The following is a 16,385-nucleotide window of genomic DNA, read 5'->3' on the forward strand; positions in this document are numbered from 1 at the left end:
GGAAGAAATTTATTAATTCGGACAGGCTAATAATGTTTCAAAATTGCGCGTAGTAATTTCACCAATTTCCTCTGCGGTTTTGCCATACACCTGTGCCAATGCTTCAGCAACAAAAGGCACATACTTAGGCTCATTACTTTTACCACGATACGGCACGGGCGCAAGATATGGACTATCCGTTTCTATCAGTAAACGGTCTAATGGCACAATTTTAGCAACATCGCGCAGACTCTGGGCATTTTTAAACGAAACAATGCCAGAAAAGGAAATATAATATCCGCAGTCTAACACGGCTTTTGCGGTATCTATATCTTCAGTGAAACAATGCAAAATGCCATGATGTGATGCTTCTGCACGAATCAGATCAATCGTGTCTTCTTTGGCAGAACGGGTATGTACCACAACTGGTTTTTTCACCAACTTTGATGCATGAATATGCCGCGCAAAACAGGCTTTTTGTTCAGATATATGCTCTGTACTGTGATAATAATCTAAACCCGTTTCACCTAATGCCCAAACCTTTTCAGCTTGCGCCAGTTCAACCAAATATTCAACGGTTGCGCGTTGCATGATCTCTGGATTTTCACACGGATGCACCCCCACGCTATAACCAACATCTGTATGTTGCTCGGCAATTCTTGCCAAGGCAATATGATCATCTAAATCGACCGAGATCCCCATAAATTTTGTAACACCTGCAGCGCGTGCCTGCTGTAATGCTTTATCTAAACTTCCCTCATATGGGGTTAAATCAAGCATCGTTAAGTGACAATGAGTATCGGTAAACACATTTTTTCCTTTAATATTAAATAAATGAATTACATGGTGTAGCTAGGGCGCGTAGATGACGTCGTACCTGCTAAAAGCTTCTCAGCTTCATTGCGATAATAGGCACCTTTTTCTCCACTGAGTTGAATTCCAAAACCCTGTGGTTTTAAACCCGCTTTTTTATAATTGATCCAAATCACTTTGCCGGTTAAAGGGATTTTCTGTGATTGCTCGGGTAACGTTGCCAAAACAAAAATTTCTTGCCCCAATGCGACTTTCTGAGCTGAGGGAATGAATAACCCTCCTCCTGCCACAAAAGGCATATAACTGGCTTGTAGTACAGCACGATCTGCAATATTCACTTGCAGAATTCCCCCCATTGGTGCTTGCATTGTGTTTCCCCTGTTTCTTTATATATTCATTAACTGTACAAATAATTGATCGACAATTAATTGAGTTTGCACGTTTTGTTCCAGCATGGTTTTACTACGCTGTAAATGTTCTAATATTTGAAATAGCGTTTCTAAAGAATAGGCTTGAGCCAATTTCTGGAAATCTAAATCAATATTTTTTACCGGTTGTTTGAGTTTGACACAAATAATATCGGATAACAAATATTCAAACATTTGCATGAAATCATGAAATGAAAGTGCCTTTGTCCACTTGGTGGCATAACTAATTGGCAGGCGTTTATTTTGCACCAAATCTTGCCAATCTAGAATCAACTCAAGCCGTTTATCTAACCAATTTTGATCATTTAACTTTAACGCCTGCAATGGCATTGCATTTGACAAATTAAGTAACAGTTGAATTTTTTGTTGATCTAACTCCGGCAATTCACGTTGCACATATTCAACCGCTTGTTCGGTACTTAAGCGATCTAAGGCATAGCGTTGTAAGCGACTTCGGATTGTTGCTGGCAACTTTAAAAAATGCGTTGTGACCAAAATAATCAGCACACGCTCACCCGGTTCTTCAAGGGTTTTTAATAATGCATTTGCCGCAGCAACATTTAATGCTTCGGCAGGTTCAATAACAATCACACGCCAGCCATCTACGGTTTGCTGAACAAATGGCAGCAACTCTCGAATTTGCTCGATTTTAATTCGTGGATGGGCTTTTTTGCTATCGTCTTCGGTGCTAATTCGCACATAATTTGGATGCGTATCTGACTTTAGCCAAACACAGCTGCCACAGTGCCCACAGGCTCCATGCGCAGTTTTGTGACTACACAGCACCCATTCCAAGAACTGCTGTACAAAAATTTCTTTGCCGCAGCCATCTTTACCATAAAACAGTAAACCATGCCCCAGTTCAGGAAAACGCTGGGTCAGCATATCCCAAACGGATTGTTGCCAAGCAAAGATCGGAGTAGCTGCTTTTAGATTCATTGAAAAACTGAAATATCCATAGCATTGAGACGGTCTAAATCGGCTTGCGTGTCGACACCGGGTGGTAAATTCACTTGAGCCACCGCAATTGCAATCCGATGCCCATTTTCAAGCACACGTAGTTGCTCTAAACTTTCAAGTGCTTCTAACTGGCCAACATCCCAAGTAACATATTCTTGCAGCAATTTCACACGGTAAGCATATAAACCTAAATGACGATAAGCCATGGAGTGCAAAGTTTGAGTTGCATTTTTCGCAGCATCTCGATCGTACGGAATGGTTGCACGGCTAAAATATAGTGCTTCTTGATATTTAGACATCACCACTTTAACAATACTATCGCGGCGAAATTCATCTAAGGCATGAATCGGTTCACACAATGTAGACATTGAACATTGTGGCTGATCCACCAATAATTGACTGACTTGCTGCACCAATTGTGCGGGCAACAACGGCTCATCGCCTTGCACATTCACAATAATATCATCGGCAGCCCAGCCTTTAATTTGCGCCACTTCACTTAAGCGATCGGTACCAGAAGGATGATTGGCTTGGGTTAAAACTACATCCACCCCTTCTTCACGACACAACTGTGCAATTCGCTCATCGTCCGTAGCCACGCACAAATCATCAAATCCTTCCACTTTTCTTGCCTGATCCACCACACGCAAAATCATCGCGCGACCATGAATTTCTAACAAAGGCTTCGCAGGTAAACGTGAACTTGCATAACGGGCAGGAATAACAATGTGCTTCATAAAAAACCTATTTAGGCGCAAATATTAAGTTGTCGTAATTGTTGATTAAGCAAAGTATAACAAGCATCGGAAAGAACGGCATCGACGGGCAATACCCAAATTTCGTTTGGCAGCTGCGCTGAATCTGCATTCAACAATGCTTTAATTTTTACCGCATCTTTTTCCGTGGTAATAATTGGTGAATTATCCTCAAATTTTAAATCATCTAAGCTGTAGGCATGATGATCGACAAATTCATGTTGCGTGCAATTTCGCACCCCAATTTCAGTAAGACTGCGATAAAACCGTTCTGGATAACCAATACCCACCACAACATGATAATGCTGCTTTGCATCAAACACAGATTGACTGCTTTGCGTTGAATGAATTAAGTACGGCTGCCCAAGCTGAAGTTGCATGGCATAGGTCGCATTGGTTTCGCTGGTATGCTCAATAACAGTTACTTGTTGCAAGCGCGTTTTAGGTTCGCGCAAATAACCTTCTGGGAGTAATTTTTCATTACCTAAACCGCGAGTTCGATCTAACACCACCCATTCAATTTGTCGTGCCAACGCCCAATGTTGCAATCCATCATCACTAAGAATTAAATCGAACTGCCCATGCTGCAATAATAATTCAATGGCTTGCTGACGATTTGGCCCAACCGCCATTGGCACAGCGGTTCGCTGCACAATCAAACACGGCTCATCACCGACCAAATCGGCTGTTGCATCTGCATCGACAAAAAGCGGAAATGGCCCTTTACCACCATAACCCCGACTAATCACACCCACACGAATATTTTTTTGCCGCAGATATTGCACCAGTTGAATCAGCAGTGGAGTTTTGCCACTGCCGCCTACGGTAATATTCCCAATAATCATGACGGGTACAGGCGCATTATAGACTTTTTTAATACCCGCCTGATACAAAGCTTTATTCAAGGCAAAAGCACAACCGTATACGCAGGATAATGGCCGCAATAAAACCAACCATGCTGATTGTTTATTCCATGCATTTTGTATGCTTTTGGCCAAGGACATGCTTATTCCTCAAAATTACGCTGGTGCAATTGAAAATAAGCCCCACGTTTTTCGAGTAATTCAATATGCGTACCTTGTTCGACAATGCGCCCTTGATCCATCACCACAATTTGGTCGGCATTTTCAATGGTCGATAACCGATGTGCAATTACAATTGTGGTGCGCTCTTGCATGGCTTGATCAAAGGCTTGCTGAATAAAATGTTCCGATTCATTGTCTAAAGCACTGGTCGCTTCATCTAAAATCAGGATCGGTGCATTTTTCAAAATCGCACGTGCAATGGCAATACGTTGGCGTTGACCACCCGATAAATTAAGCCCTTGCGCACCCAAAACGGTATCGTAACCTTGTGGTAAGTTCATAATAAAGTCGTGCGCATACGCAGATTTGGCCGCAGTAATTACATCGGCATCGCTTGCATTTTTTAACTGACCATAAGCGATGTTGTCGCGTACGCTACGATCAAACAAGAATACTTGCTGATTCACCATGGCAATTTGCGTACGTAAACAATTCAACTCGATATCATCAATATTGATATCATCTAGTAAAATTTCCCCCGATTGAATGGCATGAAAACGCACCAACAAATTCACTAAAGAGGTTTTTCCCGCACCTGAACGCCCAACCAATGCAACAGTCTGACCGGCTTTTACGTTTAAGCTGAAATCTTTAATTGCATGTGAACCATCTTCATAGACCAGATTCACCCGATCAAACACAACTGCACCTTTTAATTGGGGCGTTTGCGTTCCTTTATTCGGCTCATCATCCATATCCAACAATTCAAATACAGAATATGCCGCCGCCAAACCACGTTGTAATTTTTCATTCACGCTGGTGAGGTTTTTTAAAGGCTTGCTGAGCATACCGGCTGCGGTAATAAATGCCACAAATTGTGCAGGTGAGGTATCGCCTAAAATTTCTGGACGAAGCGCAATCCACATAATAATGGCCATTGCAATTGACATGATGAACTGCACAATCGGTGTGTTCAACACATTAACCACATGGAGCTTTAAACCACGTTTAAGGTTCTCACTTGAACGATCGTATAAACGCTCATATTCGTTATCTTGCCCACCAAAACCTCGTACCACACTCTGACCCAAAATAGATTCTTGAACTACATGGTTAACGTCGCCCATCGTATCTTGCATTTGGGTAGAGAGCTTGCGCATGCGCTTAGCTGCCTTACGCACCGCATAGCCAATAATTGGTGCAAACACAATAATTACCAGCGATAACTTCCAGTTTTGATAGAACAAATACCCGAGTAAGCCAATTACAATCAGCCCTTCTTTGAGTAAAATTTGTACTGACTCTGAAGATGCCGCGGTAACTTGCTCGATGTTATACAAGATTTTAGAGGTAATCTGACCACTTGAGTTTTTCAAGTAGTATGTTGATGGCAGACGCAGAAGCTTCCCAAAGACTTGCTGACGCATGCTAAAAACAAGATGTCGCGAAATCACAGCAGAATAGTAGTCACCTAAAAACGACCCCACACCACGAACCAAAATCAATAACACCACTAAAAATGGAAATAATGAAGTTTGGTGAATATTCTGCTTTTGAATTGCGTTGATAATAAATTCGAGTAGCTTTGCAATAGAAACTTCAGTAGAAGCACTTAAAGTAAAACCAATTAAGACTAAAATTGCATAGCCCCAATAAGGTTTCAGATAAGCAAGTAATCGAAAATAAATCTTTATATCTTGTTTCACTCATAACCTCGAGTTGGTGCTTTGGTACTAATATTGATGTTCACAAAACCAAGCTGGCCTGCAACATCCATCACCCGAATAACATCTTGATGGGTCGCTTTTGCATCGGCTGCAATTACAAACATCAAATCACGATGACCATCGGTGGCTTGTTTAATGGCTGTAGATAAATCTGCGCTATCTTGACTCGATAATGCTTGTCCATTCACAGCATAATGACCCGCCGAGTCTACCATAACTTCAATTTTATGATCGTATTGTTTTGGTGGTACACCTTGTGCGTCTGGTAAGGTGATATTGATACGACTAGGTTGATGAAAAGAGGTCGACAACAACAAAAACACCAAAATAAACAATAAACAGTCGATTAATGGCGTCAAATTCAAATGAATATCTTCAACTTGACGTTTAGCACGAAACTTCATTGCAAAGTCTCCATGGCTTAATCTGACTGATCAGCACGTTGTTGATAAAATAACTGCGCATGAAAAAGTGTCGCTTGTTGTTCTAATTCTGAAATATATTCATGCACAACACGCTGCAAATAGCGATAAGCAATCAACGCAGGAATGGCAACCACCATCCCCATTGCGGTTGCAATTAGGGCTTTAGAAATCCCCGGAATCATAAGTGTAGGGCTAACATTAGAACCAACATCAATCATTAAAAATGATTCAATAATACCAACAACCGTACCCAGCAACCCCAACAAAGGTGCAACCGCACTAATTGTGCCTAAAAAGTTAATATTCTTCTCTAAATAATGAATTTCTTGAGAAGCAACCACTTCCATTTGCGCGCGTGTGAATTGCTCACCTTCAGATTTGCTTTGCAGTGCAATAGACAAAATTTGCCCTAAAGCACTGTGTTTAACTTTCGAATCATGCTGTAACTGCTCAATAATTTCAGTTAAATTGCCTTGCCGAGACGAGACTAAAATTTGTTTTGGCAACACATCTTTACGTCTTAAGCGAATTAAACGTTCCAAGGTAATTGCTACGGTAAACACCGAGCACAACAACAACGGCAGCATGAGCCAGCCACCCGCCTTAAACAGTTCCCACATGATCGACCCCAATAATACAAATATAAAATGAATCTTATTTAGATTCAGGCAAACAAATATTTAAAATTCCATCCAATTCATCCAATGAGTGATATTGAATGACCAGTTTTCCTTTACCCTGCTTATTATGTTCAAGTTTCACGTTAGCATTAAAACGCTCAGACAAACGTTGCGCTAATTGCTCTACATCTGGTGAAATGGCGGTTTTTTCTTTTTCAGTTTTAGGCGCACTTAATTCACGAACCAATTGCTCTGTTTGTCGTACAGATAAGGCTTTTTCGATAACCAACTGTGCAATTCTTTCTTGATCCTTCGCTTTTAAGGTAAGAATCGCACGGGCATGCCCCATATCTAGCGCACCTTGCTGCATCAAGTCTTTGACTGAGTCAACCAAACTTAATAGGCGAAGCAAATTACTAATGGTGGCGCGTGCCTTACCCACCGTATCGGCAATTTCTTGATGGCTTAAACCAAATTCCTCGTGAAATCGCTGTAGCGCTAAAGCTTGATCAATCGGATTTAAATCTTGACGTTGAATATTTTCAATTAACGCCAAAGCAATCGCGACCTGATCATTCAATTGGCGCACAATGGCTGGAATTTCAGTCAGCCCTGCCAGTTGCGCTGCTCGCCAACGGCGCTCACCCGCAATAATTTCGTACGGATGTTGTTCATCATCAATAGGACGGACAACAATTGGCTGCATGACACCATGTTTTTTTATCGATGCTGCCAGTTCTTGCAAATCATCTTCATGGATAAAGCGACGAGGCTGATACACACCGCGTTGCAACAATGCAACATCGATATTTTTGAGTTGACCTTGGTCGTGTGCTTGCTCTTCAATCTTTAGCTTTTCTTTTTGAATTGAACCTAGCAAAGCATCTAAACCGCGCCCTTTGGCTAATCCGCGTTTTTTAATGCTCATGCAATTTACCCTTTCTTCACTTTATTTTTTTTAAGCATTTCTGCTGCTAAATTCAAATATGACACCGCACCTTTCGAACTTTTTTCGAAATAAATGACCGGCAACCCATGTGCGGGTGCTTCCGCCAAACGGACATTTCGTGGAATGACCGTATCATATAACTTAGAACCGAAAAATTGTTCGAGTTCTGCCGAAACATCACGCGTTAACGCATTACGTGCATCGTACATTGTACGTAAGACACCAATAATTTGTAACTGTGGATTTAAAGCTTGCTGAATTCGGTCGATGGTTTGGGTTAAATCTGCCAAACCTTCTAACGCGTAATATTCACATTGCATTGGAATAATTACTGCATCTACCGCTGCTAAGGCATTAACGGTAATTAAACTTAAACTTGGCGCACAATCGACAATGATAAAATCAAAAGCATGCTGAATTTCTTGCAAAGCGTTGCGCAAAATATATTCACGCCCTTCTTGCTCTGCAATGGCCAGTTCAACGCCGGCCAAATCGCGATTCGAACCTAAAACTTTATAACCAACTTCGGCCTTAATAATGGCTGTTTCAATTGGCACTTCGCCCAAAAGTACATCGGTAATGGAATACAACAAGTCATTTTTTTGCACGCCTGAACCCATTGTCGCGTTACCTTGTGAATCCATATCCACAAGCAATACACGTTTTTTGAGCACCGCTAAAGACGCAGCTAAATTGACTGCTGTCGTGGTTTTGCCGACCCCACCTTTTTGATTTGCAATTGCAATAATTTGAGCCATGAAAACCCCAATCCTTAAATCTTATTCAATATAATTAAATGACGTTGCTCATCCAAACATGGAACATGCAATTCAATTACTTGATTTGAGTAGCTTGATTTTAAGGCATCCAATTCATCGGTTGGAATCACGCCTTTCATTGCACAAATTTGGGTTTTTTCATGCATATATGGCTCAGAAGCTGTCACAAAATCAGTTAATGATGCAAATGCACGACTTGTAATTACATCAAACTGCCCTAGTTCACGAATCGTATCTTCGTTTTCTACTCGTGTTTGCACAGCAACGACATTTTTTAATTTTAGATCTGCAATAAATTGTTTTAAAAAACGAATTTTCTTGCCATTTGAGTCAAGCAATACACATTGGCGTTCTGGTTGGCACAGCGCAATAATCATCCCCGGCATACCACCGCCTGTACCAATATCGAGAATACGACCTTCAGGCAAATGCACCAAAATACTTAAGCTGTCGAGCAAATGCTTGACCAACATTTCTTTTGGATCACGAATAGCGGTCAGATTATACGCCTTATTCCACAATACCAATGCATCTTGATATTTCAATAATAGCTGCAAAGCATCGTCATCGAGCGTTAAGCCTAATTTCTGGCTGCCTTGTTTTAACTCTTGAAAAAAAAGATGCATGCTCAAACTCGTTCATAAAATTCAGGTTGAAGTATACTGAATTATCCAACTAATCATAGCGTTCGATGATTAGCGAATATTCATTTAAGCAAATTCACCAAGACGAATTTGCTTATCTAGTGCCAATAAACGCTCTGGCGTGCCCACATCCACCCAAACTGCTTGTAATTTTTGTGCAGATATTTGATGTGATTGCATGGCATTTTTTAAAATAGGTGCCAATGGGCGCTTTCCTTCAGCTAAGCCATGAAAGAGCTTAGGCGAATACACACCAATACCACTATAAGTTAAAGCTTCGCCCACCTGCTCTTGTTCAAAGCAATACGCCTGATGATCTGCTAAAATAAAATCGCCTTTTGGATGCTGCGCAGGATTCTCTACAAGCATTAAGTGCGCCAAATAGTCATTTAATTCTACGTCTAACAACGACTGAAAATCATATTGCGTCCAAACATCGCCGTTCACAAGAATAAAAGGTTCATCTCCCAGCAAAGGCAGTGCATTGATAATACCACCCGCAGTTTCTAAGCCTTCCCCTTCGTTAGACCACAGAATATTCACCCCAAATTGTTGACCATCACCTAAAGCTGCCCATAGTTTATCGGCAAGCCATGCTGTATTAATCACAATGTCTGTTATACCAATTTGGCGCAATTTTTCAATATGCCAAACGATAAGCGGCTTACCACCGACTTCGAGTAATGGCTTTGGAGTCGTCAGCGTCAATGGACGCATGCGATTCCCTAAACCCGCAGCAAGAATCATGGCTTTCATACAATTTCCTCGTATCGACCATATTTTGCCGTAAATGCAGGTAATACGCGTTGTTGCAATAAATCGATGAACGGCTGAAGTTCGCTATAATTCTGCGCTTCGGTCATGACATACCACATCACACGCGGCAAATCTTTTAGATAGCCCGATTTACCATCTCTTTCAAACAAGCGCACAAAAATCCCTAAAATTTTAATATGGCGTTGTAATGCCATATAGTCGGCGTCTTGCTTGAATGTTGTAAAACTGCGACCCTGTTTGGAGGCTTTTGGCAATAAATCATAAAACTGTTCAAACCACGCCTGCACTTTTTCTACTGGCCATTGCACATAGGCATCGCGGGTAATTGAAATTAGATCATAAGTATCTGCACCAATTACCGCATCCTGAAAATCAATCACACCTAAATCTGTTTCTGCCGCTAAACACATTAAGTTTCGGCTATGAAAATCTCGATGCACAATCACCTGCGGTTGCGCCAGTGCACGTTTTGCAAGCAGCTCAAAAGCATGCTGTAAAGTTGACTGTTCAGCATCGGTGAGTTGAATGTTTAATGCAGGCAAAAGCCAATCTGGTAACAACTGCATTTCAGACAATAATTTTTCATAGCTATATAATGGAAGCTGAGTATTGCCATCAATGCTTTGCAGTGCAATCAACTGCTGAAAGCTTTGTAGATAATAGCCATCAACGCTGTGCTCATCTAATAAATTAGCCAAGACAGTATCGCCAAAATCTTCGAGCAACAAGAAGCCCAACTCTAAATTTTTAGCCAAAATATGCGGAACACGCGCCCCATTTTCGCTTAAAAATTCATCAATTCTCACAAAAGGCACACAATCTTCTTTATCTGGAGGTGCATCCATCAACATAAATGTTTTATTATTTTGATTCACTCGCGCATAGCGACGAAAACTTGCATCGCCTGCTAAATATTTGATTTCAAATTGATCAGAATGAAGAACATCTGTCAACCATGTTTGTATCAATTGTTCACGTTGTGTATTCATTTGCAAATTTATCTAATACAGGCTGAGTTTTTGAAGTCTCAAGTGTAGCTACTTATAGACTTTTTCTCTATGATGCAACAATAATTAATTGCAAAAAGCATACTTGGTTAATGAGACACATGAAGCAACAGTTTAAATTTAATCCGCTAGCAACTGCAATTCTGACACTTTTGTGTGGTGGCTCGTTACAATCAAGTTATGCAGCATCTTCTGAGGTTGTATCAACGATTGATAACAACCAATTAAAGCAGAATCTTGCGCAAAATTACGATGGTCAAGCGTTCTTTGAACAATTCTATGTCGATAAAAATAGCCCTGAAGCACAGCAACGTGTCGCTGATAAAAAATATACGCCCTATTGTCAGGGCGTCTGGGTTACGCCAATTGAGCCCAACACCAAAACTCCAAGCCCAAATACCACCACAACCTATGCAGACGCCGATTACGCACTTTACAATCCCAATGGAACTTCTGAATTAAATGGGAACGTGGTTATTAATCAAGAAGGTCGTCAGATTAAAGCCGATCAGGTGACTTTAGACCAAACCCAAACTTATGCACATGCAACGGGGAATGTACAAGTTGCACAAAATGGTTTGGTTTCTCAAAGTAAAGAAGTCAATTATAATTTAAAACAGCAAAGTGGTGATTTAACCGATAGTTATTACATTACTGAAACCACACATGGTCACGGTCACGCATCGAGTATTATGCGTACATCACCTGAAAAAACCATACTCAAAAATGCAACATATACCACGTGTGAGCCGGGTAAATCACCAGGATGGAAGATCACCGCAAAAGAGCTGACTTTAAATCAAGATACTGGACGGGGTGTCACTAAAAACACGCGTTTATATATTAAAAATGTCCCTGTTTTTGCATTACCCTACTATAACTTCCCAATTGATGACCGCAGAACAACGGGGCTACTCACACCAAGCTTTGGTTGGAGTAGCAATAGTGGATTTGAGACATCCTTACCGATTTATCTGAATTTAGCACCCAACTATGACATGACTGTAATTCCACGCTATTTAGGGAGTCGTGGTGGCATGTTAGATGGTGAGTTTAGATATAAAACTGAACATTTTGGTGAAGGAAAAATTGCAGGGGGATACCTTCCAAACGACAAAGACTATAACAACCAAGATCGTAAATCATTAAAAGTAGTTCACAATTGGACTATAAACCCTTATTTTTCAAGTAATTTTGAATACAATTATTTGTCAGATATTGACTATATTACCGACATTAAAAATGATCCAAATATATCAACCGACTTAAACCAACGACGTTTAGCACAATTAAACTTTGCAAATGCCATTCCTGGTTTAAATGCAAGTTTAAAAATTGAAAGTTACCAAACGCTTGACAAAACTCTGGCAGATTCAGATAAACCTTATGCACGGTTACCACAATTCTTACTAAATTACACCACAACCAATCCTCAAGGTTGGCAGTTTGAATACCACAACGATACGGCTTATTTTAAAAAGGATACTAGCGACAGCTCGGTTATTCAAAATGGTACCCGCGTTTACAACTCTTTCGCGACCCGTTATAACTTCAGAACACCATGGGCTTTTGCTATTCCTGAAGTCTCTGTGCGCTCCCTGAATTATATTTACGACAAAGATGCGGATAATGGTGGAAATCAATCCAATCCATCAGTTGTTGTCCCGCAGTTCACACTCGATACAGGTTTAAATTTTGAGAAACAAGGTAAATACCTGCAAACACTTACGCCACGCGTATTTTATGCCTACTCTCCATATAAGAGCCAAAGCGACTTACCCAATTACGATACAACCACGGCTTCTGTAAGTTACGACCAACTCTTTAGTCCATATCGTTTTTACGGACATGACCGTCTAGATGACAATAATTTCACCTCTTTAGGTCTCAGCTATAGTCTTTTTGATCAAAAAGGACTCGAACGCTTAAAGGCTGCAGTCGGTCAAAGCTTCTATTTTTCAGATCGAAAAGTCGTTTTAGATGCCAAAAATGAAAAAGTAGCCACTGAAAAGACCTCTGGTCCTGTCTTCTCTGTTTCAAGTCAACTCAGCAATAATTTCACGATTGCTTCGAATTTGGCTTGGAATAATGGATCTACATCTCAAGCCAATTTCCAGACTTTTTATACCTCAGACAACGGTCAAATCTATAATCTGGGTTATTACAAACGACGAGACAACAGCAGTGGGCAGCTCAGTTATGATCAAGTTGTTGCATCATTCATACAACCTGTAAGCGACAATTGGCGTATTATGGCTCACGTTCAATATGACATGGACCATAGTTTAATGCGCGAATATCTGTTGGGCGTAAATTATGAATCATGTTGCTGGACTGTTTCTGTTTACGGTCGTTCGTATTTCAATGACTTAGACGATGTCACTGCAGTTGGAGTAAAACGTAAAAACGCTATTATGGCTGAATTTACTTTAAAAGGACTTGGCTCTTTCAGCAATCGACTTTCATCGTTGCTTGAGCAGCGCATTATCGGTTTTAACAAATCTAATCAATCTTGGACTCAACCTTAATGAAGAACCTACAACTTAAAAAATATTTGAAAGCAACCACGCTTGCACTTTTAATTTCAAGTTCTATGCCTGTTTTTGCTGCACCAAGTGATGAGGTTGTAGCTGTTGTTGGGGATAGCGCTATTTTACGTAGCGACCTTGATCAAATGACCAGTGAACTTGCTCATCAGTTGCAGGCGCAAAAACAAACCTTACCACCAACACAAATTCTGCAACAACAAGCCTTAGAACAAATGATTACGCGCCAAGCTCAGCTAGAACTTGTGAAACGTTATGGGGTAAAGCCGGATGAAGCTACACTAAATGAAGAAGTGACAAAATACGCAAAACAAAATGGCTTCCCAAGTTTAGAAAGTTTTCAAAAACAATTAGATGCTCAAGCGCCTGGTACTTATGAAGCTGTCCGCACACGTATTGGTCAAGAGATTGCAATTGCTCGTTTACGCCAACAGCAAATTATGTCGCGCATTAAAATTACCGACCAAGATGTTAATAACTTCTTAAAAACACCACAAGGTCAAGCAGCGATTGGTAGCCAAGCACATATTTTACATGTTCGCGTATCATCAACAGGTAAAGATACTTCCGAGATTTTAAGTACCGCCCAGTTGGTCAAACAAGACTTAAACCAATCTGACGACTTACAAGCAATTAGCAAAAAATATTCAACCGCTGATATTAAAGTGGTTGGTGCAGACATGGGCTACAAAAGCCTAGCAGATATTCCGGCTGAACTTGCAGCACGCGTCACCGCATTACAGCCAGGTCAAACCTCTGAAACCATTCCTGCACAAGATGGCATTCACATTTTAAAATTACTTGACCGCAAGGCAAGTGACCAAAAAATGATTGTCACCCAATATCACGTTCGTCATATTCTAATTCAAACCAATGAAGTGATGAACGATGAGCAAGCAAAACAACGTATTGATAGCATTTATAACCGCTTAAAAGCAGGTCAAGACTTTGCAACGCTTGCAACCACCTTTTCAAATGACCCAGGTTCGGCTGCAAATGGTGGCGATTTAGGCTGGGTCGGCTTAGGCAGCATGGTTCCTGAATTTGAACAAACCATGAAGTCAACTCCTGTTGGTCAGATTAGTGCGCCATTCAAAACTCAATTTGGTTGGCATGTTCTGCAAGTGCAAGATACTCGCCAGCAAGACATGACCAAAGAATATCAAGAACGTTTAGCGCGCCAGTTCCTAGGCGAGCAACAATTTAATACCGAAGTGGATGGCTGGTTACGTGAATTACGCGCCAACACCTATGTTGATATTAAAGACCCAAGCTTAAATAAGTCTAAAAATCAAGAAGCCCCAGCTCAATAATAAATAAAGACCTCATTTGAGGTCTTTATTTTTAAGCATAAAAAAGCCAGCATCTGCTGGCTTTTTTATTTCATCATCAATTAACGATTGTTGTTTGAATCGTCATCTTGTGAATCTTCAAATTTAGAATCGTTTTCAAAGCCAGATGTTTGACCGCCGAAGCCACCTTGACCACCGAAGCCACCTTGACCACCAAAGCCGCCTTGACCACCAAAGCCGCCTTGACCACCGAAGCCACCTTGACCACCGAAGCCACCTTGACCACCAAAGCCACCTTGACCACCAAAGCCACCGCCTTGACCACCAAAGCCACCTTGACCACCAAAGCCACCGCCTTGACCACCAGCAAAGCCACCCGCTTGAGGTGCACCAGCAGGCGCGCCAGCAGGACGTGGGTTACGTGCAGGAACAACGGTCGAAATAGCGTGCTTATAAACCATTTGGCTTACTGTGTTTTTCAACAACACCACATATTGGTCAAAAGACTCAATATGACCTTGTAATTTGATTCCATTCACAAGGAAGATTGATACAGGAATGCGTTCTTTACGTAGAGAATTTAAGAAAGGATCTTGTAAAGTTTGACCTTTAGACATGTGTTTACTCCAAAAATAAAAAAAATTAATCAGCGCAAAATCTGCCTTCAATTTTTTAAAAAATTTATAAAAAAGGCAGTGTGCAAATTCTGCTTTATCTGTAACAGTTTCGCAAGTATTCTTGTGCTTTGCTTATTGTTTCAAATGTTGTAAATTGATGGCTTTCGCGTAATGACCGCAGCCATGTATATTGACGCTTCGCCAATTGTCTTGTAGCAAATAAGGCGGTATCCTCCATATTTTTCTTATTATTGTGAAATATATCACATTTATTTAAAAAGTTATAGGCTTGCCGATAACCAACTGCTCGCATTGAAGGCAAATCTTCATTTAAATCGTATTTATTCATTAAGAATTCAACTTCATTTAAAAAACCAATTTCCCACATTTGTTGCAGTCTTTTTTCAATTCTTTGATGCAACTCTAATCGATCAGGCATCAAAGCATAATTATGAAAGCGATATCGATATTCCAATTGCTTCGGTTGCTCTGCTTGTAATGTGGTAATTGGCTTGCCAGTTAGACGAAAAACCTCTAACGCACGAATAATACGCTGCTTATCACTCACCTTAAATTTTTCACCCGCAATCGGATCTACCCGCTGCAATTCAGCATGAATACTTTCCCATCCAGACTGTTCGGCTTGCGCTAAAATTTCTGCGCGCACCGCAGCATCTGCACTAGGTAAATGCCCCGAAAGGCCTTCTAATAGCGCTTTAAAATATAACATGGTGCCACCCACTAAAATGGGAATTTTGCCTTTTTGGTGAATCTCATCAATGAGTACACAAGCATCTTCAACGAACTCGGCGGCAGAATACACTTCTTCGGGGGTAATAATATCAATTAAATGATGCGGATATTTTTGCTGCTCTTCTTTACTGGGTTTGGCTGTTCCAATATCCATATCTTTAAAGACTAAAGCAGAATCCACCGAAATAAGCTCGAAATTTCCTTGCTCATATAGTTCACACGCCAAAGCAGTTTTCCCGCTTGCAGTCGGCCCCATTAAGTTGATGACAGGCAATGAATTTGGCATGTA

At 40.8% G+C, this 16,385-nt stretch carries 17 protein-coding genes; 2 read left to right on the forward strand and 15 right to left on the reverse strand.

Annotated elements, in window-relative coordinates:
• Positions 1-12 precede the first annotated feature (12 nt).
• From I2F62_RS00505 to I2F62_RS00565, 13 genes are all read right to left on the reverse strand, one after another.
• Positions 13-789, reverse strand: a complete 777-nt coding sequence (locus I2F62_RS00505) for a TatD family hydrolase (RefSeq protein WP_324625073.1) — start codon at positions 787-789, stop codon at positions 13-15.
• 29 nt (positions 790-818) lie between these two features.
• The gene (locus I2F62_RS00510; RefSeq protein WP_324625074.1) at positions 819-1,160 is read right to left on the reverse strand and encodes a PilZ domain-containing protein; all 342 of its coding nucleotides are present in this window, start codon (positions 1,158-1,160) and stop codon (positions 819-821) included.
• Positions 1,161-1,178: 18 nt separating this feature from the next.
• Entirely contained in the window at positions 1,179-2,159 is a 981-nt protein-coding gene (locus I2F62_RS00515; RefSeq protein ID WP_324625075.1) for a DNA polymerase III subunit delta', read from the reverse strand.
• The gene (gene kdsB / locus I2F62_RS00520; protein WP_324625076.1) at positions 2,156-2,917 is read right to left on the reverse strand and encodes a 3-deoxy-manno-octulosonate cytidylyltransferase; all 762 of its coding nucleotides are present in this window, start codon (positions 2,915-2,917) and stop codon (positions 2,156-2,158) included. The genes I2F62_RS00515 and kdsB overlap by 4 nt, the downstream gene beginning before the upstream one ends.
• Before the next feature lie 11 nt (positions 2,918-2,928).
• Positions 2,929-3,939 carry a tetraacyldisaccharide 4'-kinase gene (gene lpxK / locus I2F62_RS00525; RefSeq protein ID WP_324625077.1) on the reverse strand — a complete coding sequence of 337 codons (1,011 nt, stop codon included), beginning with the start codon at positions 3,937-3,939 and terminating at the stop codon, positions 2,929-2,931.
• Positions 3,940-3,941: 2 nt separating this feature from the next.
• Positions 3,942-5,666 carry a lipid A export permease/ATP-binding protein MsbA gene (msbA, locus tag I2F62_RS00530; protein WP_324625078.1) on the reverse strand — a complete coding sequence of 575 codons (1,725 nt, stop codon included), beginning with the start codon at positions 5,664-5,666 and terminating at the stop codon, positions 3,942-3,944.
• Positions 5,663-6,091 carry a biopolymer transporter ExbD gene (locus I2F62_RS00535; protein WP_324625079.1) on the reverse strand — a complete coding sequence of 143 codons (429 nt, stop codon included), beginning with the start codon at positions 6,089-6,091 and terminating at the stop codon, positions 5,663-5,665. Before I2F62_RS00535 ends, msbA begins: the two co-directional genes overlap by 4 nt.
• A gap of 17 nt (positions 6,092-6,108) precedes the next feature.
• A complete protein-coding gene (locus I2F62_RS00540; RefSeq protein ID WP_324625080.1) occupies positions 6,109-6,732 on the reverse strand; it encodes a MotA/TolQ/ExbB proton channel family protein in 624 nt (207 codons plus the stop codon).
• Positions 6,733-6,766: 34 nt separating this feature from the next.
• Positions 6,767-7,660 carry a ParB/RepB/Spo0J family partition protein gene (locus tag I2F62_RS00545; protein ID WP_324625081.1) on the reverse strand — a complete coding sequence of 298 codons (894 nt, stop codon included), beginning with the start codon at positions 7,658-7,660 and terminating at the stop codon, positions 6,767-6,769.
• Between the two features lie 5 nt (positions 7,661-7,665).
• The gene (locus I2F62_RS00550; RefSeq protein WP_324625082.1) at positions 7,666-8,439 is read right to left on the reverse strand and encodes a ParA family protein; all 774 of its coding nucleotides are present in this window, start codon (positions 8,437-8,439) and stop codon (positions 7,666-7,668) included.
• Between the two features lie 14 nt (positions 8,440-8,453).
• Positions 8,454-9,086 (reverse strand): 16S rRNA (guanine(527)-N(7))-methyltransferase RsmG, encoded by a 633-nt coding sequence (gene rsmG, locus I2F62_RS00555; RefSeq protein WP_324625083.1) that lies wholly within the window; start codon positions 9,084-9,086, stop codon positions 8,454-8,456.
• An 84-nt stretch (positions 9,087-9,170) separates the two neighbouring features.
• Positions 9,171-9,860, reverse strand: a complete 690-nt coding sequence (gene murU, locus I2F62_RS00560) for an N-acetylmuramate alpha-1-phosphate uridylyltransferase MurU (protein ID WP_324625084.1) — start codon at positions 9,858-9,860, stop codon at positions 9,171-9,173.
• On the reverse strand, positions 9,857-10,870 hold the full coding sequence (locus I2F62_RS00565) for an aminoglycoside phosphotransferase family protein (RefSeq protein ID WP_324625085.1): 1,014 nt from the start codon (positions 10,868-10,870) through the stop codon (positions 9,857-9,859). Before I2F62_RS00565 ends, murU begins: the two co-directional genes overlap by 4 nt.
• Positions 10,871-10,989: 119 nt before the next feature.
• Between I2F62_RS00565 and I2F62_RS00570 the strand changes: the two genes are divergently transcribed.
• Positions 10,990-13,416 (forward strand): LPS-assembly protein LptD, encoded by a 2,427-nt coding sequence (locus I2F62_RS00570; protein WP_324625086.1) that lies wholly within the window; start codon positions 10,990-10,992, stop codon positions 13,414-13,416.
• The gene (locus tag I2F62_RS00575) at positions 13,416-14,747 is read left to right on the forward strand and encodes a peptidylprolyl isomerase (protein ID WP_324625087.1); all 1,332 of its coding nucleotides are present in this window, start codon (positions 13,416-13,418) and stop codon (positions 14,745-14,747) included. The genes I2F62_RS00570 and I2F62_RS00575 overlap by 1 nt, the downstream gene beginning before the upstream one ends.
• Before the next feature lie 80 nt (positions 14,748-14,827).
• Here the strand turns inward: I2F62_RS00575 and hfq are convergent, their stop codons facing one another.
• Together hfq and miaA are read right to left on the reverse strand one after the other, a co-directional pair.
• Positions 14,828-15,343: an RNA chaperone Hfq gene (hfq, locus tag I2F62_RS00580; RefSeq protein ID WP_324625088.1), complete on the reverse strand. Its 516-nt coding sequence runs from the start codon at positions 15,341-15,343 to the stop codon at positions 14,828-14,830.
• A gap of 94 nt (positions 15,344-15,437) precedes the next feature.
• Positions 15,438-16,382, reverse strand: coding sequence for a tRNA (adenosine(37)-N6)-dimethylallyltransferase MiaA (miaA, locus tag I2F62_RS00585; RefSeq protein WP_324625089.1), 945 nt, complete (start codon positions 16,380-16,382; stop codon positions 15,438-15,440).
• Between the last annotated feature and the right edge of the window lie 3 nt (positions 16,383-16,385).

The organism is Acinetobacter sp. MD2(2019) (assembly GCF_035615615.1).
Classification (GTDB): Bacteria; Pseudomonadota; Gammaproteobacteria; order Pseudomonadales; family Moraxellaceae; genus Acinetobacter.